Genomic DNA, 21,518 nt, shown 5'->3' with positions numbered 1-21,518 from the left:
TGTCTCCTTGTGTGTGTCTTCACTGCTTGGTCATGCGTGATCGCGTCTGGCGGCATGCCGCTCCAGGCAGCGCTGCAGCAACGCCACCGGGCGCAGCCGGATATCGCTGTCGGGATAGGTCTTGCAGGCCAGCACCAGTCCGTCGCGCTGCTCCGACTCGGACAGGCAGGTGCGGCTCATCTTGCCCACGTGGTACTGCCCGGCCTCAATACGCACCTTGCACACGCCGCAGCCGCCACCGCGGCAGCCGGCGGGAATGCCACGCTGGCCCAGCACTTCCATGGCCCGCAACAGGTTCTGTTCCGGCGCGCATGCGTAGCGCTGGCCGCTGCCGGCGATTTCTACGGTATGCATGCATGGCCTCCCCGCTCAGATCTTGAACAGCGGGCTGCGCGCGCTGTTCTGCGCATCGCCCGCGGACAGGAACTTCTCCGTGTGGATATCCGCCTCGAACAGGCGGCCCTGCATCAGCGTGCGGATGCAGGCCTCGATCATCGGCGGCGGGCCGCACAGGTAGGCCTTGTGGCCGCGGAAGTCGGCACTGCCGTCGTTTGCGTAGAGCTGGTGCAGCACGTCGTGCACGTAGCCGCGCGCACCGTCCCAGCCGCTGTCGGCGGGCTCGTCCGACAGCGCCGGCACGTAGCGGAAGTTGGCATGCGCCTGCGCCAGCGCCTGGAACTCGTCGTCGTAGTACAGCTCGCCGCGGTTGCGCGCGCCCTGCACCAGCGTGATCGGCAGCGTCTCGCCGGCGGCGAGCAGGTCGAGGATCATCGAGCGCGGGCTGGACAGGCCCGAGCCGCCGGCCAGGAACAGCATCGGCACCTGCGCTGACTTGCGCACGAAAAATCGTCCGTACGGGGCCGAGAAGCGCAGCTCGCTGCCCACCTCCAGCTGCTCGTGCAACCACGTGGTGGCGGGCCCGCCGGGCACGCGGCGCACGTGCAGTTCGACCAGTTCGTCGCCGGGCTTGCTGGCGAGCGAGAACGCGCGCGGCTGGTCGCAGCCCGGCACCTGCAGGTTCAGGTACTGGCCGGCCTGGAACGCGGCGCGCTGGCCGTCCGTTGGCTTGAGCCAGATGCCGAGGATGGTCGGCGTCAGCGCGCGCGTGGCCACCACCTCGGCGCGGTAGTCCGCCAGCGGCAGGCCTTCTGCATCGGCATCTTCCTCGATATCGGCCTCGATCACCAGGTCTGACTGCGCGGTGGCGCAGCAGGCCAGGCACTGCCCGTTGTCGCGCTCGAAGTCCATCAGCGCGAAGCTGGAAGCCTCGCCCTGGTCGACCTCGCCGTCGACCACCTGCACCTTGCAGGTGGCGCACAGGCCGTGGCAGCAGGCGTGCGGCAGCCACACGCCATTGCGCAGGCAGGCATCGAGCACCGTCTGCCCCGGGGCGATGGGGATGGTCTGGCCGATGGGTTCAATGGTCAGCGAATACATCTCGGTCTCCTTGCTTGCTAACCGCGCGCATCAGCTGCCGCTGCCGGCGATGCCGTCCAGCCCCGGCGTGCGGAAGCGGATCACGTCCTTGTGGCCCAGGCCGTTCTCTTCCAGCGTGCGGTCCAGGTCGGGCTGCCACGGCTGGCCGCCGCGCAGCCACTGCACCGTGCTCCAGTCAATGCGGGCGAAGTCTGGGTGATAGCCGTAGACCGCGGGCAGCACGTCCTGCACCACCGCGCGCAGCGGCATCGACGGCGCGAACGGAAAGCAGTGCGGCGCGCAGAACAGCAGGTGGCCGTCCCAGCCGATGTAGAGCAGGCGGTTGCCGTGGAATGCGTCTTCGCGGTCGGCCGGCGCGAAGGTGTAGTCGCCGATGGATACGACGGGCATGGTTGTCTCCTTGTCTGTTATGCGCCTGCTCAGGCGGCCGGCGCGATGCCCTTCCAGGCATTCCAGTTGCGCTGGTCCTGCGAGCCTTCGAAGTCCAGGTTGTCGGCGCCCTGGTTGATGCGATACCACTGCAGCACGTCAGGCAGCGTCGCCCCGCCGCAGTTGCCCTGGTAGATCTGGTGCACCGGCAGCCAGGCCTGTGCGTACTTTTCGGGCTCGTCGTCGAAGATGTCCTTGCAGCCGTCGGAGCAGAAGTGGAACTTCATGCCGTGGTAGCTGCTCTCGCGGTAGCAGGTCTGGGTGGGGTCGTCCGCCTCGGAGAACACCATCGGGATCTGGCAGGTCTGGCACAGCATCGGCAGCGTGGCGTTGTAGAAGCGCTCGCCCTCCTGTTGCCGCTCCTGCCAGTGGTCCAGGCGCGGCTTGTAGTAGCGCTCGAAGGTCTCTGGGTATTTCCCGGCGAGCCACGCCATTTCGTCTTGCTTCGGCACCCAGGTGTGGAATCCGGCCGCGGCGGCGTAGTTGTAGAAGGTGCCCCACGCCTCGTGCGTGATGCGGTCCTTGGTCTTGGTCGCGACCTCGTGGTACTTGGGCATGCGCAGCCCGTAGCGCTCCAGGTCCTTGAACAGCGCGCCGCCGGCCTGCTCGAAGTACATCTCCCACGCTTCGGCCCACGACATCACGCGCTTGGGCAGCATGTAGTCCATCATCATGCCGACCAGCGTCAGCAGGCGGAAACCGCGCCAGAACCATTTGTCGAGCCACTTCTGCAGGAGCGGGATGTTGCCGGGATCCTGCTCGCAGAGGAACTTGACCACCTCCAGCCCCAGCGTCATGTGGCGCGACTCGTCGGACTGCGCCGAGAAGCCAAAGGTCACCGTGGCCATGTCGCCGTTGTACGCCGCGCCCGACATGAACGGCATGAACAGCAGGTTGGTCAGCACGTATTCGAACGAGAACGAGATCGCGGTGATGAACTCGAATGGCCCCGCGCTCATGGCGTCTTCGAAGTACGACTTGGGCACCGACAGGTACCAGACCCGGTCGTGCATGTGGCGCCATTCGCCAAAGCCGTTGAAGTACTTGTTGTAGACGGACAGCGTATGCAGCTGGGTCTGCGCATGGCGCAGCTCGTCGATCGACTGCATCTGCGCCGCCACGCGCGCGCCGGCGCCGCGGAAGTGCCGGCCCAGGTGGGCGTAGCCCCGGTGCGCGGCGTATTCGAGCGGCGTCACGCCGGTCAGGAACAGCCGCAGCGCGTTCAGGTAGCGCGGGTCGGAAACATTGAGGTGGCCGTTGTTCTGCACGAACGAGTCGATGATCGCGTACAGCTTGCGCTCTTTCTCGGACTGGTATTTCCAGTACGCGTCCATGGTCATGCGGAACGGGTCTTCCCACTTGTCCCAGTCGTGGATCTTGATGCCTTCGTACTTGTCGAAGGGAAAGACCTTGTCCATCGGCTCGTAGGTGGTGTCCCAGGCGAGGTCGCGCGTCATCGAGGCGTACGTCTCGCGCAGGTTGAGCTTCTTGCGTGCGTCCATGATGTCTCCGTGGTGTCCTGTGTGCGTGGTGTCAGCTGTTCCAGCGCAGCGTGAAGGCGTCTTCGTCTTCGTCGATGTTCCCGCACAGCGAGATCAGGTTGAGGTGGATCTCCTGCAGGTCCCAGTCGCGGCCGAGCTTGCCGGCGACCAGCTCGCGCACGATGGTCAGGTGGCCGGGGGCGTCGATCTTGACCATGGCCGGGAACTGCGAGACCACGGCGTGCGGGTTGGCTTCGGTGATGGCGTCGATGATGGGGCGGGTGTCGTCGTTGTTCTGCAGGGCGATGTAGACGTTGGCGGCGGTCGGCATGTCTTGTCTCCGTGTGTCCGTGTGTCCGTGGGATCAGGCGGCGAGGCCGAGCTTGTTCAGCCGCACTTCGAACTGCTCGCGGCACAGCGATACGATCTGCGCGCCGTCGGCGCCGGTCAGTGCGTCGGCGACTGGCACCAGCGCTTCGGCCACCTGCGCGGCGGCGGCGTGCGCCCAGCCGGACAGCAGCGCGCGGTTGGCGTCGGACTCGGCGGCGGCGGCCTGGATCACGGCATCGACCCAGCGCGCATGCTCGTCGCGCCAGTCGTTCATGAACTCGGTCAGCACGGCGAGGCCCGTGCCGCAGGCGCGCACGATGACTGCGTCGGCATGCTGGTAGACCAGCGGGTAGAGCAAGCCGTCGAGCACCAGGTTCTGCGCGACAAAGGTCTCGAACCAGTCTTCGGTGACGAAGGTGTGCTCGACATAGCGGCGCAGCGGCTGCCACGCGGCGCTTTCCAGCCACGCCACCCTGGCGCGCTCCAGCGCCACGCCGGTATTGCCATCGAGCAGCATGCCGATGCGCGACAGGTACTGCGCGATGCCGAGGCGGTCCATCGCGCAGTAGGTGCAGGCCTGCGTGATCGCCGTGCCCCAGCCGTAGTCGGCGCAATAGAAGTTGTTCATGTTCGCGCCCCACTCCACGTGGCGCAGCGGCAGCAGGCCCGTGGCCAGGCGCTCCTGCCATTCGGCCGGCAGCGCCTGCAACAGGCCGCGCTTCTCGACAAAGGCAAAGTTCTTCTCGGCGGCATCCTGCTGGCGGCCGCGTGTGGTCACGTAGGCGCCGTAGTAGTACTGGCGCGGGTCCTTCAGCGCGTACCAGTCCTGCATCACGATGGCGGTGCGGCGCTTGTCGTACAGCTCGAAGCCGGGGTCCCAGGTGGGGCGGTAGTGGAAGTTGACTTCCGACTGCACGTCGTAGGTCGCTTCCTGGTAGCGCGACGCCGGCTTGTCGCCGAAGCGGCGCGCCACGTGGCCGTAGGTCTGGCGCAGCGGCTGGATCTGCTGGGTCTTGATATCGACTTGCATCGCTTGGTCTCCTGTGTCCCTCTCTTGTGGTGCGGTGGGTGGTGTTGGCTTGTCAGTCTTCGTCTTCCTGCGGGCCTTCTGCCAGCGGCGGCAGGAAGCGCACGCGGTTGACGCAGCAGAAGGCTTCGAACATCGGCTCGGGCATGATCAGTTCGACGTTCAGGTCGGGGTCGGCCACGCTGAAGGCGAATTGCACGAAGCCTTCGGGCGTACGGCCTTCGACGCGGACGTAGCGCGGCGTGGCTTCGAACAGGGGGACCGATGAGGGGGTCATGGCTGGCTCCTTCGCGATGGCTTGGGGTGCGGGGCTTATTGCGAAGACTGTGCCAAGGGCTTTGAAGCGTGATGGGATAAGGGATTGCAGGGAATGGGCGTGGCTTGCGTCCGCGTTAACCCGCAAGCGCTGGCGTTGTGGTGTTTGATCGATTGATCAAGCTGTGGAGGGCGTTTGATCAAATGGTTAAAAGCCGCTTGGGATGGACGTTTGCGGGTAGCGAGGGTGGCTGGGTACGTGGGCCTTGCGGCGCAGCAGCGGCGTGCTTGCGTACGCTGCTAACGTGTTGATGTGGTGCTGAAATTCCGACTGCGCGGTGCAGCATTGCGCTGCTGCGGGGGCTGGGTGGCGGGATTTAATATGGATCAAATGGTGAAGCTGCTTTGGGGTGTGCGTTGCGGCTGGGCATCTGGTGGATATTTGATGCGCCCTGTTCCGCCCTAAAGGGCGGGTAACTCTTTGTCCGAGCGACAAAGAGTCACCAGAAAGCGCGTTTACTGCCCTGGGCGGGCGGCACTCTTATCGTAGTGTGCCGGGGCTTTCGTACGGGGCTGGGCTTCGTTGCAGAGTGGGGCTGCCTGACGCCAGGGTGCGCCACGGTGGCTTCGGATTGACGCAGTTTTTGAACGAGCCCTGAGCTGTTTGGTGGCCCCTGCTGCTAGCGGCGTGGTAGGAACGCCTGCGGCTGCGCTGCGCGCGCGTCCTGGTTAGTCAGCTGGGCTTGGCGACATGACTACCGCTAACGAAGGTCCTCGCCAGGGACGCCTGAGCGGATTGACTGCGTGCACTTCGTGGAAGCTCCGGCCCTCTCCCCCGGCCCCTCTCCCGCAAGCGGGAGAGGGGAGCAAACAAGCGGGCAGGTACAGGCATTCGGGCTCATCGGCGATAGCGCCAAGCGAGCGCAGCGATGCGTTCCGTGCCAGGGCCGCTGACCTGAGATGCTGCCGGCGCCAAGCCGCAGGCAACATCAAAAAAACATCAATTCCCGCCTCTCCTCATCTTCCACCGATAAGCCAACTGCGGCCGCGTAATCCCCAACAACCGCGCCGCCTGGCTCATATTCCCATCAGTGCGCTGCATCGCCGCTTCCATCAACACCGTCTCCACATCCCCCAGCGCCAACTGCTGCTCCGACAACTGGTCAAGCAGCGCATGCACAGCCGCCTCACGCAGTTCTGGCAGCGTGCCGCCGGCGCCGAGGCGTGGCGCGGTATCGACCGGCGGCGCAGCACTGGCGGGCAAGAACAAATGATCGGCACCAATCTGCCCCCCGTTGCTGGCCAAAATCACCCCCCGCTCGATCACGTTCTCCAGTTCCCGCACATTCCCCGGCCAGTCATAGCGCCGCAACTCGGCCAGCGCCCGATCGGTAATACCAAGGATGCGCTTGCCATGACGCGCCCCATAGCGCGCCACGAAGCGTTCGGCCAACAAACGAATATCATCCAGCCGCTCCCGCAACGGCGGAATCGTCACCGGATACACGTTGAGCCGGTAGTACAAGTCCTTGCGGAAGGTACCCTCCTTGACCGCCTGCGCCAGATCGACGTTGGTCGCGGCCACCAGCCGCACATCCACCTTGCGCGACCCCGAGCCCCCCACGCGCTCGACCTCCCCCTCCTGCAGCACCCGCAACAGCTTGGACTGCGCCGATGCCGACAGCTCCCCCAACTCGTCCAGGAACAACGTGCCGCCATGCGCGCGCTCGAAGCGCCCCGGCCGCGACTGGTGCGCGCCGGTAAAGGCGCCCTTCTCCACGCCAAACAGTTCAGACTCGATCAGCTCATCGGGAATCGCCGCGCAGTTGACGGCGATGAAAGGCTTGTCGGCACGACCGCTGACACTGTGCAGCGCCTGCGCAAAGCGCTCCTTGCCGACGCCGGTCTCGCCCAACAGCAGCACCGTCACGTTGCTGCCGGCAGCGCGCTGCAGCAGGTTCCAGGCAGCACGGAAGCCGGGTGAACTGCCCACCAGATCGGCCGGCGTGGCGCGGGTTTCCTGCAGCGCGCGCAGGTTCTCGACCTCGCTCTGCAGCGCCATGATGGTTTCGATCACGGGATCGGGCTGGTACAGCGCCAGCACCTGCTGGCCGTCCTCCCAGGCCTCGACCGGCTTGCCGACGATGCGGCAGTGCGCATGGCCGCAGGCAATGCATTCCACCTCGCGATACAGGATGGTGCGGCCCATCAGCGCCGAGGTGTAGCCGGTGGCATAGCCGATCTGCATCCAGCAGGCAGGCTCGTCGACGATGCCGAAAAGTTGCCGGTGGACGTCGCCCTCGAACGAGTCTTCCCAGAGGAATTCGCCGTCGTAGATCCCGGCGGCGATATCGATATCGACCTTGACCGGCGTGACGCGGACCACGCCTTCGATGGTGTGCAGGCACGGCCCGATTTCAAGCTGCCCGAAGTCGCTCTGGCCGGCGCGCAGCTTCTTCGCGACTTCGGCATCGCGCATGCCGGAATGGAAGCCCATGCGCATGAACAGGCCGCGCGCGCGCTCCATGCCCATGGTGTCCACCAGCTCCTTGCGCAGCGCGCCAAGGGCCGCGGTGTGGATCAGGATCATGCGTTGCTCGTCCAGCCAGATCGCGCCTTCCTCCATGGCGAAGCGCAGGCGGCGGGCAAGGTCGGCCAGCCCGGCGCGCATGGTGGCCGAGAACTTGTCGGTTGAACTGCTCATTGTCTCCCCTCTGTGGCGGCGGGTAGCCCGCTCGCGTGTGCCGTTTCACCGGCATCGCTTGCACATTATGTGCCAAAGGCAGAGGGGGTCTTCTAGTGGGTTTCCCTTGGGATATCGCGTCGCCGGCCGGTCCGGCGAGGCGCCGGGCCGGCCGGAGCGCAGCGCGGGGCCAGCCGTCGCCCGCGACATGCGCTGCTCGCGCGGGCTCGGCTGCTCGGATGGTCATAAGGGCGGTACTTCGCCGTTCCCGGCGCGGGCGGTGCAATGGGTGATGCGGCAGGGGAAATAGCGAAGGCCCTGCTCTCGCCTGCCGAAGCTTGCCTTACGCCAGCATCCGCACCTGCGGCTCGCGCTCCCACTGCCGCGTCTTGGCCGCCGCGATAAAGCGCGCGGTATCGCTGGCCGGCACCACCCCGCTATCGGGCTTCAGGTTGGCCTGCGCCAGCAACGCGTCGCCGCCGTCATCGGCCGCAATGGCCTTCAGGTGCGCATAGGCAAAGCAGACGAAGTCCAGCGCCGCGCTTTCCTGCGCCAGCTGCGCCGCGCCGTCGGCGGACAGCACCACCGCCACCGCATCGAACATCACGGAAGGGGTACCGGCAAGCTGGCCATCCGCGGCCAGCTTGCTGCCGTCGGCCAGCACCGCGCCGCCGACCTTGGGCGCGACGATCTTCACCGTGGCGCCGGCGGCGGTTGCTGCCTGCCGGAGGGATTCGACGGTGGCGCCATCGGAGCCATCGGCAACCAGGATGCCAACCTCGCGCCCCTGCAGCGTGTCTTTCATGCGGCCGATGATCTGCAGCGCCGGTGACGGCGGCAGGTCCTGCACCGGCACGGCGGACGGCAGCGGGTCCGGCAGCTGGTCCAGCGCCAGGCCATCGGCGACGCGCTGGCCCAGGTTGTCGTCGATATTGCGCAGGTGCCCCACCATGCGCTCGCGCACGTGCACATGTTCGACCTTGGACAGCTCGAACACCAGCGCCGAGGCGATATGCGCCTGCTCGGCGCGCGTCTGGCTGCGGAAGAACAAGCGCGCCTGGCTGTAGTGGTCGGCAAAGCTCTCGGCACGGATGCGGCCCTTGTCGCCTTGCTCGGGCACGCGTGCGCTGGGGAAGCCAAGATCGGGCGCCTCGCGCGGGGAACCGTCATCGAGCGAGCTGGGCTCATAGGCCACGCGCCCGCGCGGCCGCTCCATCTGCATATGGCCATCGCGCTGGTGATGGGCGAACGGGCACTTCGGCGCGTTGACCGGGATCTGGTGGAAGTTCGGCGAGCCTAGCCGCAGCAACTGCGTGTCGAGGTAGGAGAACAGACGCCCCTGCAGCAGCGGGTCGTTGGAGAAGTCCACCCCCGGCACGATATTGGCCGGGCAGAACGCCACCTGCTCGGTCTCGGCAAAGAAGTTGTCGGGCCAGCGGTCGAGCACCATGCGGCCAATCATCTTCAGCGGCACTGTCTCTTCCGGGATGATCTTGGTGGGGTCGAGGTGGTCGAACGGGAATTTTGCCGCGTCGTCCTCGGTGAACAACTGCACGCCCAGTTCCCATTCCGGAAAGTTGCCCGACTGGATCGCGTTGAACAGGTCGCGGCGATGGAAGTCGGGATCGGCGCCGGCGATCTTGACCGCCTCGTCCCATACCGTCGACTGCAGCCCCAGCTTGGGCCGCCAGTGGAATTTGACGAAGGTGGAATTGCCCTGCGCATCGAGCAGCCGGAAGCTGTGCACACCGAAGCCTTCGATCATGCGCAGCGAGCGCGGGATGGTGCGGTCCGACATGATCCACATCACCATGTGCATCGACTCAGGCGTGAGCGAAATGAAATCCCAGAATGTGTCGTGCGCACTGGCCGCTTGCGGAAAGCCCCGGTCTGGTTCCATCTTGACCGAGTGGACCACGTCGGGGAACTTCATCGCGTCCTGGATAAAGAACACCGGGATGTTGTTGCCGACCAGGTCCCAGTTGCCTTCCTTGGTATAGAACTTGACCGCGAAGCCGCGCACGTCGCGCGGCGTGTCGACCGAGCCGGCGCCGCCGGCCACGGTGGAGAAGCGGGTAAAGACCGGCGTCTTCTCGCCGACTTCGGTGAGCATCTTTGCAGTGGTGTAGGCCGAGAGCGAGTCGGTCAGCTGGAAGTAGCCATGTGCCGCCGAACCACGTGCGTGGACGATCCGCTCCGGGATGCGCTCGTGGTCGAAGTGTGTAATTTTTTCCCGCAGGATGAAATCTTCGAGCAAGGTCGGGCCGCGCGGATTTGCCCTGAGCGAGTTCTGGTTGTCCGGAATGGGGATGCCTTGCGCGGTGGTCAGCGGCGGATGGCTGCCGCCGGCGGTCTGGTGCAGTTCACCCCCAGTGCCGCGCCGGGCGTCGCCGTAACCCGCCGGCGTGCCTGCTGACTTCTGGCCTGCGGCGTTGTTTGCATTGGGTTTTGCCTTCTTTTCGGCCATGTCGGTCTCCTTGCGCTGGGGTAGTTGGAGGACGGGAGGAAGGAAATCTTCTCGATCGCTGCCCGCTATCGGATCAATAGTTGAGCTCTATTGAGGGCTTTACGCCGATAACAAGGCCATCCAACTGACAGCAATTGCCGGGCCTGCCGACAGGCCACCTATTCCTACAGGCCAGGAACGCCTCTACACGGCGGCGCGCCTAACGTCGCAAGCTGTATTCCGCGGGCACCCAGGCAAAGCCCTTGCCGTCACGGCGCACATGGCCGATCCCGGGAAACGCGATGTGCGCCGCGCCGACCCAGTGACCCCTCTCGGCGGCATCGGCCATCGCTCGCTTGCGCATCCTGACCGCGGCGGCGGAATCGACATCGAAATCGATGGCGACACCCGGCTCGGGAAACTGCACGTGCTGCGCATGGATGGTGTCGCCCCATAGTTGCATGCGCTGGCCTTCGCTGCTGATCTCGAAAAAGGTGTGGCCCGGTGTATGGCCCGGCCGGCCCAGCGCGCGGATGCCGGGAAACAGCACCTCCCCGCTCTCGAACTTCTTTACCTTGCCCGCGCGCAAATAGGGAGCGAACACCGCCTCGGACTGCGCGAAGTTGTGCCGCTGCCCCTTGGCCGCGGTGGCGGCGTTGGCAGGGTTCAGCCAGAAGTCGGCTTCATGGCGCTCGACATAGACCACCGCGTTCGGGAACACGGCCTTGCCCTCGACCGACAGCCCGCCAGAGTGGTCGACGTGGATATGGGTCAGCAGCACGGCATCGACCTGTTCCGGCTGGTAGCCGGCGGCGCGGATGCTGTCGGGCAGCTTTCCGCCCACTCCGGGCCCAAACAGTTGCCCCGCGCCGGTATCGACGAGCACCAGCTGTGCACCGGTGTTGATCAGGAAGGCATTGATGGAGGTTTCGGCGGCCTGCGCCGACTGGTGGCCGCGCGCCTGCAGCGAGGCGATGCGCGCGGGCGTTGCGTGCTTGAGCAGTTTGGCCAGCGGCACGTCGACCGTGCCGTCTGACAAGGCGGTGATCTCGAACTTGCCGAGCGGCATGCGGTAGTAGCCCGGCGCCTGCGTGCCGACCTGCGGCGCGGCGGCACGGGCCGGCATGGCAAGCGCCGACGCTAGCACCACGCCGGCCAGCACAGTGCCGCACCACATGCGCTGCATCGATGGGGATCGCAAGATTTTCATGAATGGCCTCGAAAACGGATGGCTAAGGTGTGGCTGGCATTGTGGTGACCGGCTGCATCCCTGCGCAAATCGTTTGGCATGATCGCGGGTATCGGGGGGACGATATCGCGTTCTGCTGCCACCCCCGCCGCGCAGTGCCGTAAGCGCCATGCATTCCGCCACGGAAACAATGGCCCACGAAACTTCAATAGGCCGGCCAATCACCGTCGCTGATACTCAATCCCGGAAACACCACCAACGAGGGGAGACAGCACATGAAGAAGTTTGCAATGCAGGCCCTGGCCGCCGGGGTCCTCGGCGTTGTGGCATGCGTGCCCGGCGCGGCACAGGCGGAGTGGCCGGAGAAGCCGGTGCGCCTGATCGTGCCGACCGCGCCGGGCGGCGCGCCGGACATCGTCGCGCGCCTGTTCGGCGATGCCCTGTCGCGGCGCCTGGGCCAGGCGGTGGTGGTGGAGAACCGCCCTGGCGCGGGCGGCAATATCGGCATGCAGGCGCTGCTTGCGGCACCGGCGGATGGCTACACCATCGGCTATGGCAACAACGCCACACTGGCGACCAACCGCTTCCTGTACAGCCGGCTACCGTACGACCCGGACAAGCTGGTTCCCATCGTCGGCCTGGTCACGACCTTCAATATCCTGGCGGTCAACCCGTCATTGCCGGTGCGGTCCACGCAGGAACTGGTGGCCTATGCTCGCGCCAACCCGGGCAAGCTGTCGATGGGCTCGGCCGGCAACGGCACCACCAGCCACCTCGGCGGCGAGTTGTTCAAGGTCATGACCAACCTCAACATCACGCACGTGCCTTACAAGGGCAGCACGCCGGCGCTGCAAGACCTGGTCGGCAACAACGTGCAGCTGATGTTCGACAACGTGCCGTCGATCGGCCCGTACGTGAGCGCGAACCGCGTGCGCGCGCTGGCGGTCACGTCGAGCAAGCGCTCGCCGCAATTCCCCGACCTGCCAACCATGGCCGAAGCCGGCCTCAAGGGCTACGAGCTGACCGCCTGGGCAGGCCTGGTGGCGGCGCCGGGAACGCCGGCCGAGGCCATCGAGCGGCTGAACCGCGAGGTCAACGCAGTGATCCGCGATCCGGGCTTCCGGGCGCAACTGGACAAGCTTTCGTTCGAGCCGCTCGGTGGCAGCGCGCGCGATTTCCAGGCGCTGATCGCGTCCGAAACCGTCAAGTTCGGCGAACTGGTCCGCAAGAGCGGCGCCAGGGTCGATTGAGCGAGGAGACCGACATGACCAGGCTCTATGACCTCATCATCCGCAACGGCGACGTGATCGATGGCACCGGCGCGCCACGCCGCACCGCTGACGTAGCCATTGCCGACGGCGCGATCGCGGCGATCGGCGACCTCGGCGCCGCGCGTGCGGACGCTGAAGTGGATGCCGCCGGACTGATCGTCGCGCCCGGCTTTATCGACACCCACACCCACGACGACTGGATGGTGTTCGAGTCTCCCGGCATGCTGCCCAAGGTAACGCAGGGCGTCACCACCATCATCGCCGGCAACTGCGGCATCAGCCTGTTCCCGCTGGTGACCGACAGCATCCCGCCGGCGCCGCTGGACATCATGCGCGGCGGCTACCGATTCGACTCCGTGCGCGCTTACCGCGAAGCGTTCGCCGCCAGCCCGGCAGCGGTCAATGTGGCAGTGCTGGTGGGCCAGTCGACGCTGCGTGCGCGGCATGTGCCCCAGCTCGGCTTGGCCGCCAGCGACGCGGAAATCGAACAGGTGCGCCAGGACGTAGAAGCGGCGCTGCGAGAGGGCGCGATCGGGGTCTCGACCGGCACCTTCTATCCGCCTTCGGCGGCGGCGCCCGAGGACGAGATCGTGCGCATGTGCGAGCCGATGCGGCGCCTCGGCGGCGTGCTGGTCGCGCATATCCGCGACGAGAGCGACAAGATCGCCGAGTCGATCGACGAGACCGCGCGCATCGGCAAGGCGCTGGGGGTGTCCACCGTGATCTCGCACCACAAGCTGGTCGGCAAGCAGAACCACGGCCGCAGCCGCGCCACGCTCGCGCAGGTGCGCGAACATGCCCAGACCATGCCGCTGTGCCTGGATTGCTACCCGTACGCAGCTTCGTCGACCATGCTGCGGCCCGAGCGGGTCACGCAATGCGACCGCATCCTGATCACGTGGTCGGCCACCCATCCTGAAGCCGCCGGGCGCTACCTGGAAGACCTGGCGCAGGAATGGGGCCGCTCGCGCCATGAGGTGGCGCAGGCACTGGTGCCCGGTGGCGCCGTCTACTTCATCATGGACGAGGCCGACGTGCGCGACATCCTGGCCTACCCCGACACCATGATCGGATCGGACGGCATTCCTTCGGACGAGACCCCGCACCCGCGCCTGTGGGGCACTTTCCCGCGCGTGCTGGGCCTGTACTCGCGCGACCTGGGCCTGTTTCCGCTGGAACGAGCGGTGCACAAGATGACCGGGCTGGCGGCGCAGCGCTTCGGGCTGGAACGGCGCGGCGAACTGCGCGCCGGCCATGTCGCGGACATCACCGTGTTCGATCCGGCAACGATCCAGGACCGCGCCACCTTCGACGATCCGCAGCAGCCTTCGGTCGGCGTGCGCCATGTGTTCGTTGCCGGGCAGGCGACCCTGCGCGACGGTGCGCCGCTGGACGCCCGCCCCGGGCGCTTCGTCGGCTCGACGCTGGTGAACGCGCGCTCGGCGCAATGAGGCGTGCCGGCATGCCGCCGGCCTCTGCGCTCAGGGAGCCGCGCGGTCGTCGGCGCTCTGTTGCTGCAGCCACGCGATAAAGGTCTGCATCGCGGGGCCGTCGCGCTTGTGTTCCGGGCAGATGAAGTAGTAAGCCTTGGGCGAGACATAGGGTTGCGTCGCCAGGCGCAGCAGCCGGCCGGCGCGGATGTCGTCTCCGGCCACGTAGTCGGGCAGCAGCGCCAGCCCCATGCCGCTCAGCGCAGCCTGCAGGCCCATGGTCAGCAGGCCGTAGCGCGGGCCATCGTCCGGATGCGCGACCCGGAATCCCGCTTGTTGCAGGTAACTGGGCCACGCCTCCAGCGCGGCGTTCTGGTGCAGCAAGGGCAGTCGCCTGATCGCCTTGGCCAACGACACACCGGCGCCGAGCAGCTCCGGCGCGCACACCGGATACAGCTCCAGCGGCATGACCTTGAGCGAAAAATGGCGCGGCGGCGGGCCGGCGCAGTACATGATCGCCGCATCGAGCCCGGTGCTCTCCAGGTCTACCGGCCCGACCTTGGTGGTGACGTTGAGCTGGATGTGCGGCTGCTCCTTGGCGAAGCGCAGCAGCCGCGGCAACAGCCAGATATTGCCCAGCGAGACCGGCACCGACAGGTTAAGGCGCCCGCCGGCGGTGCGGCCGGACTGCACTTCAAGCGTCGCTTCCTCGATCAGGGCCAGCGCCTTGCGCACGCTCGCCAGGAATTCCTCTCCAGCCGGCGTCGGGGCCACCGCGCCCTTGCGGCGATTCAGCATGCGTGTGCCGAGATAGTCTTCCAGCTCGGTGATCTGCTTGCTGACCGCGCTTTGCGTCAGGCACAGCTCGTCGGCCGCGCCCGTGACGCTGCCAACGCGGGCCGTGGTTTCCAGCGCGATCAGGTTGGCCAGCGCAGGCAGGTGGCGTCCGGTGGTGCTCTTCATGGCGCAGGCGCAGGTCGGTAGGTCGTGGAGGAAGCCGGGCTGCAATTGCGCGCCGGCCAGCGAGGTGCCGGCATTGTCGTCGATTCATTCCGGGAAGGAAAGAACGTGGGAAGAAACATCCATTGCCGGACCAGCCCGGAGCAGCCACTATGCAAACAAACCGCAGGACCGCCCATGACTTCCTTACCGCACTCCGCATGGCCCGCGCATGACACGCTATCGCGTGCTGCCGTCGACCCGTTCGAAACATCGCTGGCAGCGCTCGCCGACGCCATGCGCTCCCGCCGCATCTCGGCGCAGGCGTTGGTGGGTGGCTGCCTCGCCCGCATTGCTGCCTACGACCGCGCCGGGCCCTGCCTGAACGCGATCAGCGAAGTGAACCCGTCCGCCATGCGGGAAGCCCGCGCGCTGGACGAGGAACTCCGCACGCAAGGTCCGCGCAGTGCGCTGCACGGCATCCCCATGGTGGTCAAGGACAACATCGACACGGCCGGCATGCCGACCACGGCCGGATGCGCGGCTCTGAGCCAGGCGTACCCGCCAGCCGATGCGGCATGCGTGGCACGGCTGCGCGCGGCCGGCGCGATCGTGCTGGCCAAGGCCAATATGTCTGAACTGGCCGCTTCCAACGGCCGTTTCGGCTACAGTTCGGCCAACGGACTGACGCTCAACCCCTACCGGCTCTCGCGCAATGCCAGCGGTTCCAGCAGCGGCAGCGGCGCGGCGGTCGCGGCCAGCCTTGCGGCCTTCGGCCTGGGCACCGATACCTTCGGCTCGGTGCGCGGCCCCGCTTGCGTGCATGCGCTGGCCGGCCTGCGGCCAACCCACGGATTGCTCGACAACGCCGGCGTACTGCCGCTGGCGGCCTCGTTCGACACCGTCGGGCCGCTGGGCCGCAGCGCGGCCGACGTGGCGCTGGTGATGGACGTGCTGGCGCCAGGCCAGGGCTTCGGCGCGCCGGCCACGCTGGCCACATTGGCCGGACGCCGGCTGGGTATCGTGACCGACTTCGCGGGCGGCAATGATGAGATCGATGCGCTGTTCGACGCTGCCGTGGCGGCAATGCAGGCCGGCGGCGCCCACGCGGTCCCAGTGCGCCTGCCAATCTCCGCACTGACGCTTTACGCCGACCTGCTGGACGACATTACGCGCGCCGAATGGGTGCCGGGCCTCGACCGCTACCTGCGGCTGGCAGGCAGCGCCGTGCCGCGCAGTGCCGCCGCACTGCTGGCAAGCCTTCAGGGGCGGCGTGAAGACGACGGGCGCGAAGTCAACCCGCTGACGCTTGCCGCGTTGCGCCACGCATGCGAGACCCGAGGCCTGCCGCCCCGGATCGATGCGGCCACGGCCCGTTGCCTGCGCCACCTGCTCGACGACATCATGCATTCGCATCGCGTGGATGCGTTGGTCTTTCCGACGCTTGCGTGTCCCGCCTCGCCCCGCTACGACATGGCTGACGCCACCTACCACTGCCGGGCAGCGCAGCCGCTGGCAGCGATGCACATCGCCAGCACCTCCGGCATGCCGGAGGTCAGCGTGCCGATGGGCTTTGTCGAGGCGGGCGTACCGGCCGGCGTTTCGTGGCTGGGTCCAGCGGGCAGCGACGCGGCGCTGCTGGCCATGGCGGTCGCGTTCGAGCAGCAAACCCGGCACCGTCGCGCGCCCGCCACCACGCCGGCGCTGCCGTGACGCGCCGACGGACTTGCCGCAGGAGATAGCGAGGCATGCAAATCAAGGAAAGCCATTTTCGCGGTGTCGACCTGAACCTGCTGGTGACGCTGTCCGTGCTGCTGCGCGAGCGCAGCGTTTCGCGCGCCGCTGAACGCCTGCATCTCGGGCAGCCGGCGGTCAGCGGTGCGCTGGCCCGGTTGCGCGAACTGTTCGACGATCCCCTGCTGGTCCGCAGCACACACGGCATGGCACCGACGGCGCGCGCGCTGGAACTGGAGCGGCGCCTGTTGCCGGCGCTTGCCGAGATCGAGGCCGCACTGCTGCAGCGGCGTGAATTCGATCCGCTGGCGTCGGACCGGACCTTTGTCATCGGCATGCCGGACTGGATCGAACTGTGGCTGGCGCCGTTCCTGCTGGCGTGCCTGGCGGTGCATGCGCCGCGGGTGCGGCTGGCGATCGTACCGACCGATCCGTTCCGCGGCACCGACATGCTGGAGCGCGGGGAAATGGACCTGGGTGTCGGGCCGTTTGCCAGGGGCCCGGCGTGGCGTCGCGAGCGCGATGTGCGCAGCATGGGCTTTCGCTGCGTGTATGGGGCAGCGCCGCTGCAGGACGGTGGCCGCCTGTCGCTAGCCGACTACCTGCGCTTTCCCCACGTGCTGGTGTCGTATCGCGGCGGCTTCGACAGTGCCGCCGACGCATGGCTGGCCACGCAAGGGCATGCCCGCGAGGTGCGCTACAGCAGCGCGCGCTTCGCCAGCGTGCCCGCCATCCTGCATGGCATCGCCGCGCTGGCTACAGTGCCGGCGGTGCTGGCGGACCAGTGGTGTGCCAGCGCGGGGCTGCGACAGTTGCCATCGCCGGTGCCACTGCCCGACTTCACCGTGCTAGCGGCCTGGACCACGGCGCGGGACAGCGATGCCGGGCTGATGTGGCTGGCGGACCGGATCGCAAGCCTGGCCGGCGCGGGCGAGGGTCTCGCCACGTAGCGCCGCCCGCGCGAATGGCGGCTTGCCTATTCCTCCTGGAAGGCCTCTTCCCGCTTTGCCTTGATCGACGGCAGCGCCACCACCGCCACCAGCGCCGCGGCGGCCACCAGCAAGCCCAGCGACAGCGGCCGCGTGGTGAACACCGAGAAGTCCCCGCGCGACAGCAGCAAGGTGCGGCGGAAGTTCTCCTCCATCATCGGCCCCAGCACGAAGCCCAGCAGCAGCGGCGCGGGTTCGCAGCGCAGCTTGTGGAAGATGTAGCCGATCAGGCCGCACGCGGCCGCGGCGAAGACATCGAACACCGTGTTGTTGACCGAATAGACGCCGATGCTGCAGAACACCAGGATCGCCGGGTAGAGGAAGCGGTACGGCACGGTCAGCAGCTTGACCCAGATGCCGATCAGCGGCAGGTTCAGCACCACCAGCATCAGGTTGCCGATCCACATCGAGGCGATCAGCCCCCAGAACAGCGCGGGGTTGCTGGTCATCACCTGCGGGCCCGGCTGGATGTTGTGGATCGTCATCGCGCCCACCATCAGCGCCATCACCGCATTGGGCGGGATGCCCAGCGTCAGCAGCGGGATGAATGACGTCTGCGCCGCGGCATTGTTAGCCGACTCAGGGCCTGCGACGCCTTCGATCGCGCCCTTGCCGAATTCCTGCGGATGCTTCGATGTCTTTTTCTCCAGCGAATACGCGGCAAAGGACGCCAGCGACGCGCCGCCGCCCGGCAGGATGCCCAGCGAAGAGCCCAGTAGCGTGCCGCGCAGCACAGCGGGGATCATGCGCCTGAAGTCTTCCTTGTTCGGGAACAGACCGGTTACGCGGTCGGTAAAGGTCTCGCGGTGCTCCTTCTGCTCCAGGTTGGCGATGATCTCGGCGAAGCCGAACAAGCCCATCGCGAGCGCCGTGATGCTGATGCCGTCGGTCAGTTCCGGCACGTCGAACGAGAAGCGCGCTGCGCCCGAGTTCACGTCGGTGCCGACCAGCCCGAGCAGCAGGCCCAGCACGATCATCGCCACCGCCTTGACCAGCGAGCCCGACGCCAGCACCACGGCACCGATCAGCCCGAGCACCATCAGCGAGAAATACTCGGCGGGACCGAACTTGAAGGCCAGCTCCGACAGTGGCGTGGCGAATGCGGCCAGGATCAGCGTGGCCACGCTGCCGGCGAAGAACGAGCCAATGCCCGCCGTGGCGAGCGCCACGCCGGCCCGGCCGCGCCGCGCCATCTGGTAGCCGTCCAGCGTAGTCACCACCGCCGACGACTCGCCCGGCAGGTTGACCAGGATGGCCGTGGTCGAGCCGCCATACTGCGCGCCGTAGTAGATGCCGGCCAGCATGATCAGCGCGGCCACCGGCGGCAGCGTGTAGGTGATCGGCAGCAGCATGGCGATGGTGGCCAGCGGCCCCAGCCCCGGCAGCACGCCGATCAGCGTGCCGAGCACGCAGCCGAGGAAGGCATAGGCGAGGTTCTGCAGCGACAGCGCCGTGGAGAACCCGAGTGCGAGATGACTGAGCAGTTCCATCGGTGTCTCCTAGTTGGTGAAGATCGCCGGCCACACCGGCATCTGCAGGTTGATGCCGTAGACAAAGGCGACCGTGCTGATCGCCACCAGCACCACCGCGTTCAGGATGGCGCCCTTCCACGTGAATTCATGGCTGGCCATCGACGACACCAGCACCAGCGCCAGCACCGACAGCACCATGCCCAGCGCCTTGAGCACGAGGCCGAACAGCACGACCGAGCCGAGGATCCACAGCAGCGTCTTGATGTCCCAGCGGGCCATGCGGTCGGCCTCTCCTTCTTTCGACATGGCGCCGAACGCCACCACGGCGCCGAGCAGCGCGAGAACGATGCCAAGCCAGAACGGGAAGTATCCGGGGCCCATCCGGGCGGCGGTGCCCATGGAGTAGCCACGGGCGACGAAAGAAAAACTGAGGCCGACGACGATGAACATCAGGCCGGACAAGAAGTCGGTTTGTTTGCGTATGCGCATGCAGGATCCTTGAAGCTGGGGGGCGACAGAAGGCGCCATTGCGGTGGCGCCCGCTTCCGGAGCCCCGAACAATACATCATGTCGTGATATATTTTTCGGCACCCAAGGGTTATTCCTTAGGAATCGGACGGCACGGCAGCCGCTTCCGACACGTCAGGGATCGCCGTTACGCCGTTACGCCGTTACGCCGTTATGCCGTTATGCCGTTATGCCGAGACATTGAAGACATGGAGACGCATGCGGGGCCGCGCCCGTGAGACACGCTGCTGCAGCGAGGAAGATGCGGGAACGGAGGCGCGAAAAGCAGCGCAGGCACCGGCGTTGAACGCGGGTGCCTGCGCAGTGACGGGCTAATGCGAAGGGTGCGGCTGCGCCCTGACAGCGCAGCCGAAGTCGGTCAAGCCTTGCGCCAGACCGGCGAGCCGGAGATCGCGACCTTGCGCGGCAGGATCTGCTGCGCCGTGAAGGCATCGGCAATGCGCTGCTGCTCGGCCAGCGCCGCGCCGTCGACGGTGCGCACCGCGTAGCTGCGGCGCGCGTTGGCGGCCTCGACCGTGGCCGCATCCAGCCCGATCAGTGGCGCATGCCATCGCGCCGCTTCGGCCGGATTGCGCTTGACCCACTCGCCGGCGTCGCGCAGCGCGTCGAAGACCACGTTGAGCACCTCCGCATGCGCACGCGCATACGGCGTGGCGGCCAGGTAGAAGCGGCGGTAGCTCGCCAGTCCGTCGCCATCGCGCAGCACCCGCGCATTGGCCTGGCGCTGCACCGCCGCCAGGAACGGATCCCAGATCGCCCACGCCGCCACGCTGGCGCGCTCGAAGGCCGCGCGCGCATCGGCCGGACTCAGGTACACCGGGTCGATATCCCGGATCGACAGGCCCGCGCGCGCCAGCGCTTCGAGCACCAGGTAGTGCGCACCGGCACCCTTGGCAAACGCCACGCGCTGGCCCTTGAGCTGTGCCACTTCACGGATCGGCGAATCGCCGCGTACGACGATGGCCTGCGCCTGCGGCGAGGGGGTCTCGCTGGCGTAATAGGTCAGGTCCGCGCCCGCGGCCAATGCGAAAGGCGGCACCGCATCGGCCACGTCCGCGCTGAGGTCGAGGTTGCCGAGGTTCAGCGCCTCCAGCAGCGGCAGGCCTGAGGTGAATTCATGCCACTGCACTGCCACGCCCTTCGGTGCCAGCGCTTTCTCCAGCGTCTGCCGCGACTTCAGCAGGATCATCAGCGTGGAGGACTTCTGGTAGCCGATGCGCAGCGGCGTCGGCTGTCCCTGCGCGCGGGCGGTGCCGGTCCAGGCGCCGGCCGCGGCGGCAACGCCCGCGGCGGCTGTGGCCGCGAGCAACTGGCGGCGGCGGGCGTTGTATCGGGGATTCATGGCGGCACTCCGGGCAATGGCAAAGAGGGCCAGCATAGTCACGGGCGCGCCGCAAGCCAACGAACAATGTCGCGGTTGCTTATGCATCCAGCGCGAATCGGCAAGCATGGCCTATGATCCGGCAATCCCTTTTCCGCCAACTGTTTCCATGACGAGGCCAATGCCATGCAACTGTCCCCCGCCATCCCGATCCTGCGCATCTTCTCGGTCGACAAGGCCCGCGAGTTCTACCTGGATTTCCTCGGCTTCACGGTGGACTGGGAGCATCGCTTCGAAGAAGGCTTCCCGTTGTATATGCAGGTCAGGCGCTCCGGCCTGACGCTGCATCTCAGCGAGCACTACGGCGACGCCACGCCCGGATCGACGGTATTCGTGCCAATGCAGGACATCGATGCGCTGCACCGCGAGTTGTCGGCCAGGGACTACGCGTATGCGCGCCCCGGCGTCGAGACGCTCGGCTGGGGCCGGCAACTGCAGGTGGCGGATCCGTTCGGCAACCGGCTGCGCTTCTGCGAGCTGTCCGAATAGGCGCAAGC

General features: G+C 67.0%; 19 protein-coding genes. 5 read left to right on the top strand and 14 right to left on the bottom strand.

Translation table 11 applies throughout. From position 1 onward, the window contains the following. Window positions 1-30: 30 nt before the first annotated feature. The 10 genes from CTP10_RS18950 to CTP10_RS18905 all read right to left on the bottom strand — a co-directional run bounded on the left by CTP10_RS18950 (window position 31) and on the right by CTP10_RS18905 (window position 11,298). Window positions 31-354, bottom strand: coding sequence for a 2Fe-2S iron-sulfur cluster binding domain-containing protein (locus CTP10_RS18950; protein WP_116318755.1), 324 nt, complete (start codon window positions 352-354; stop codon window positions 31-33). Window positions 355-369: 15 nt separating this feature from the next. Further along, complete coding sequence (locus CTP10_RS18945; protein WP_116318756.1) at window positions 370-1,437, bottom strand: NADH:ubiquinone reductase (Na(+)-transporting) subunit F; 1,068 nt, start codon at window positions 1,435-1,437, stop codon at window positions 370-372. A 30-nt stretch (window positions 1,438-1,467) separates the two neighbouring features. Next, window positions 1,468-1,827: a phenol hydroxylase subunit P4 gene (locus CTP10_RS18940; RefSeq protein WP_116318757.1), complete on the bottom strand. Its 360-nt coding sequence runs from the start codon at window positions 1,825-1,827 to the stop codon at window positions 1,468-1,470. Between the two features lie 29 nt (window positions 1,828-1,856). After that, window positions 1,857-3,368, bottom strand: a complete 1,512-nt coding sequence (locus tag CTP10_RS18935; protein ID WP_116318758.1) for an aromatic/alkene/methane monooxygenase hydroxylase/oxygenase subunit alpha — start codon at window positions 3,366-3,368, stop codon at window positions 1,857-1,859. A gap of 31 nt (window positions 3,369-3,399) precedes the next feature. Then, a complete protein-coding gene (locus CTP10_RS18930) occupies window positions 3,400-3,678 on the bottom strand; it encodes an MmoB/DmpM family protein (protein ID WP_116318759.1) in 279 nt (92 codons plus the stop codon). 33 nt (window positions 3,679-3,711) lie between these two features. Continuing rightward, on the bottom strand, window positions 3,712-4,707 hold the full coding sequence (locus CTP10_RS18925) for an aromatic/alkene monooxygenase hydroxylase subunit beta (protein WP_116318760.1): 996 nt from the start codon (window positions 4,705-4,707) through the stop codon (window positions 3,712-3,714). A 52-nt stretch (window positions 4,708-4,759) separates the two neighbouring features. Then, window positions 4,760-4,981: a phenol hydroxylase subunit gene (locus tag CTP10_RS18920; protein ID WP_116318761.1), complete on the bottom strand. Its 222-nt coding sequence runs from the start codon at window positions 4,979-4,981 to the stop codon at window positions 4,760-4,762. A 978-nt stretch (window positions 4,982-5,959) separates the two neighbouring features. Further along, window positions 5,960-7,663, bottom strand: a complete 1,704-nt coding sequence (gene poxR / locus CTP10_RS18915) for a phenol degradation transcriptional regulator PoxR (protein WP_116318762.1) — start codon at window positions 7,661-7,663, stop codon at window positions 5,960-5,962. A 322-nt stretch (window positions 7,664-7,985) separates the two neighbouring features. Next, a complete protein-coding gene (locus CTP10_RS18910) occupies window positions 7,986-10,109 on the bottom strand; it encodes a catalase (protein WP_116318763.1) in 2,124 nt (707 codons plus the stop codon). Window positions 10,110-10,308: 199 nt separating this feature from the next. Then, window positions 10,309-11,298, bottom strand: a complete 990-nt coding sequence (locus CTP10_RS18905; RefSeq protein ID WP_233528077.1) for an MBL fold metallo-hydrolase — start codon at window positions 11,296-11,298, stop codon at window positions 10,309-10,311. Window positions 11,299-11,552: 254 nt separating this feature from the next. On the opposite strand from CTP10_RS18905, the gene CTP10_RS18900 reads away from it, so the two are divergent. After that, window positions 11,553-12,527 (top strand): Bug family tripartite tricarboxylate transporter substrate binding protein, encoded by a 975-nt coding sequence (locus tag CTP10_RS18900; RefSeq protein WP_116318764.1) that lies wholly within the window; start codon window positions 11,553-11,555, stop codon window positions 12,525-12,527. A 14-nt stretch (window positions 12,528-12,541) separates the two neighbouring features. Next, entirely contained in the window at window positions 12,542-13,999 is a 1,458-nt protein-coding gene (locus CTP10_RS18895; protein ID WP_116318765.1) for an N-acyl-D-amino-acid deacylase family protein, read from the top strand. Between the two features lie 30 nt (window positions 14,000-14,029). On the opposite strand, the gene CTP10_RS18890 is transcribed toward CTP10_RS18895, so the two are convergent. Beyond that, a complete protein-coding gene (locus CTP10_RS18890) occupies window positions 14,030-14,941 on the bottom strand; it encodes a LysR substrate-binding domain-containing protein (protein ID WP_116318766.1) in 912 nt (303 codons plus the stop codon). A 174-nt stretch (window positions 14,942-15,115) separates the two neighbouring features. On the opposite strand from CTP10_RS18890, the gene CTP10_RS18885 reads away from it, so the two are divergent. Together CTP10_RS18885 and CTP10_RS18880 are read left to right on the top strand one after the other, a co-directional pair. Next, entirely contained in the window at window positions 15,116-16,630 is a 1,515-nt protein-coding gene (locus tag CTP10_RS18885) for an amidase family protein (protein ID WP_233528078.1), read from the top strand. 35 nt (window positions 16,631-16,665) lie between these two features. Next, window positions 16,666-17,601 (top strand): LysR family transcriptional regulator, encoded by a 936-nt coding sequence (locus CTP10_RS18880; RefSeq protein WP_116318767.1) that lies wholly within the window; start codon window positions 16,666-16,668, stop codon window positions 17,599-17,601. Window positions 17,602-17,627: 26 nt separating this feature from the next. Here the strand turns inward: CTP10_RS18880 and CTP10_RS18875 are convergent, their stop codons facing one another. The 3 genes from CTP10_RS18875 to CTP10_RS18865 form a co-directional block, all read right to left on the bottom strand. Then, complete coding sequence (locus CTP10_RS18875; RefSeq protein ID WP_116318768.1) at window positions 17,628-19,130, bottom strand: tripartite tricarboxylate transporter permease; 1,503 nt, start codon at window positions 19,128-19,130, stop codon at window positions 17,628-17,630. A 9-nt stretch (window positions 19,131-19,139) separates the two neighbouring features. Next, window positions 19,140-19,601 carry a tripartite tricarboxylate transporter TctB family protein gene (locus CTP10_RS18870; RefSeq protein WP_116318769.1) on the bottom strand — a complete coding sequence of 154 codons (462 nt, stop codon included), beginning with the start codon at window positions 19,599-19,601 and terminating at the stop codon, window positions 19,140-19,142. A 397-nt stretch (window positions 19,602-19,998) separates the two neighbouring features. Continuing rightward, entirely contained in the window at window positions 19,999-20,982 is a 984-nt protein-coding gene (locus CTP10_RS18865) for an aliphatic sulfonate ABC transporter substrate-binding protein (protein WP_116318770.1), read from the bottom strand. A 165-nt stretch (window positions 20,983-21,147) separates the two neighbouring features. On the opposite strand from CTP10_RS18865, the gene CTP10_RS18860 reads away from it, so the two are divergent. After that, complete coding sequence (locus CTP10_RS18860) at window positions 21,148-21,510, top strand: glyoxalase superfamily protein (RefSeq protein ID WP_116318771.1); 363 nt, start codon at window positions 21,148-21,150, stop codon at window positions 21,508-21,510. Window positions 21,511-21,518: the final 8 nt, after the last annotated feature.

Origin of the sequence: Cupriavidus sp. P-10 (genome assembly GCF_003402535.2) — a bacterium.
GTDB lineage: Bacteria > Pseudomonadota > Gammaproteobacteria > Burkholderiales > Burkholderiaceae > Cupriavidus.
The sequence above is the reverse complement of the archived record's forward strand: the minus strand, read 5'-3'. Positions and strand labels throughout refer to the sequence as shown.

Bases quoted from the DNA above. Each gene is read 5' to 3' on its own strand.
- CTP10_RS18950 (WP_116318755.1), bottom strand. From the start codon at position 354: ATGCATACCGTAGAAATCGCCGGCAGCGGCCAGCGCTACGCATGCGCG.
- CTP10_RS18945 (WP_116318756.1), bottom strand. From the start codon at position 1,437: ATGTATTCGCTGACCATTGAACCCATCGGCCAGACCATCCCCATCGCC.
- CTP10_RS18940 (WP_116318757.1), bottom strand. From the start codon at position 1,827: ATGCCCGTCGTATCCATCGGCGACTACACCTTCGCGCCGGCCGACCGC.
- CTP10_RS18935 (WP_116318758.1), bottom strand. From the start codon at position 3,368: ATGGACGCACGCAAGAAGCTCAACCTGCGCGAGACGTACGCCTCGATG.
- CTP10_RS18930 (WP_116318759.1), bottom strand. From the start codon at position 3,678: ATGCCGACCGCCGCCAACGTCTACATCGCCCTGCAGAACAACGACGAC.
- CTP10_RS18925 (WP_116318760.1), bottom strand. From the start codon at position 4,707: ATGCAAGTCGATATCAAGACCCAGCAGATCCAGCCGCTGCGCCAGACC.
- CTP10_RS18920 (WP_116318761.1), bottom strand. From the start codon at position 4,981: ATGACCCCCTCATCGGTCCCCCTGTTCGAAGCCACGCCGCGCTACGTC.
- poxR (WP_116318762.1), bottom strand. From the start codon at position 7,663: ATGAGCAGTTCAACCGACAAGTTCTCGGCCACCATGCGCGCCGGGCTG.
- CTP10_RS18910 (WP_116318763.1), bottom strand. From the start codon at position 10,109: ATGGCCGAAAAGAAGGCAAAACCCAATGCAAACAACGCCGCAGGCCAG.
- CTP10_RS18905 (WP_233528077.1), bottom strand. From the start codon at position 11,298: ATGAAAATCTTGCGATCCCCATCGATGCAGCGCATGTGGTGCGGCACT.
- CTP10_RS18900 (WP_116318764.1), top strand. From the start codon at position 11,553: ATGAAGAAGTTTGCAATGCAGGCCCTGGCCGCCGGGGTCCTCGGCGTT.
- CTP10_RS18895 (WP_116318765.1), top strand. From the start codon at position 12,542: ATGACCAGGCTCTATGACCTCATCATCCGCAACGGCGACGTGATCGAT.
- CTP10_RS18890 (WP_116318766.1), bottom strand. From the start codon at position 14,941: ATGAAGAGCACCACCGGACGCCACCTGCCTGCGCTGGCCAACCTGATC.
- CTP10_RS18885 (WP_233528078.1), top strand. From the start codon at position 15,116: ATGACTTCCTTACCGCACTCCGCATGGCCCGCGCATGACACGCTATCG.
- CTP10_RS18880 (WP_116318767.1), top strand. From the start codon at position 16,666: ATGCAAATCAAGGAAAGCCATTTTCGCGGTGTCGACCTGAACCTGCTG.
- CTP10_RS18875 (WP_116318768.1), bottom strand. From the start codon at position 19,130: ATGGAACTGCTCAGTCATCTCGCACTCGGGTTCTCCACGGCGCTGTCG.
- CTP10_RS18870 (WP_116318769.1), bottom strand. From the start codon at position 19,601: ATGCGCATACGCAAACAAACCGACTTCTTGTCCGGCCTGATGTTCATC.
- CTP10_RS18865 (WP_116318770.1), bottom strand. From the start codon at position 20,982: ATGAATCCCCGATACAACGCCCGCCGCCGCCAGTTGCTCGCGGCCACA.
- CTP10_RS18860 (WP_116318771.1), top strand. From the start codon at position 21,148: ATGCAACTGTCCCCCGCCATCCCGATCCTGCGCATCTTCTCGGTCGAC.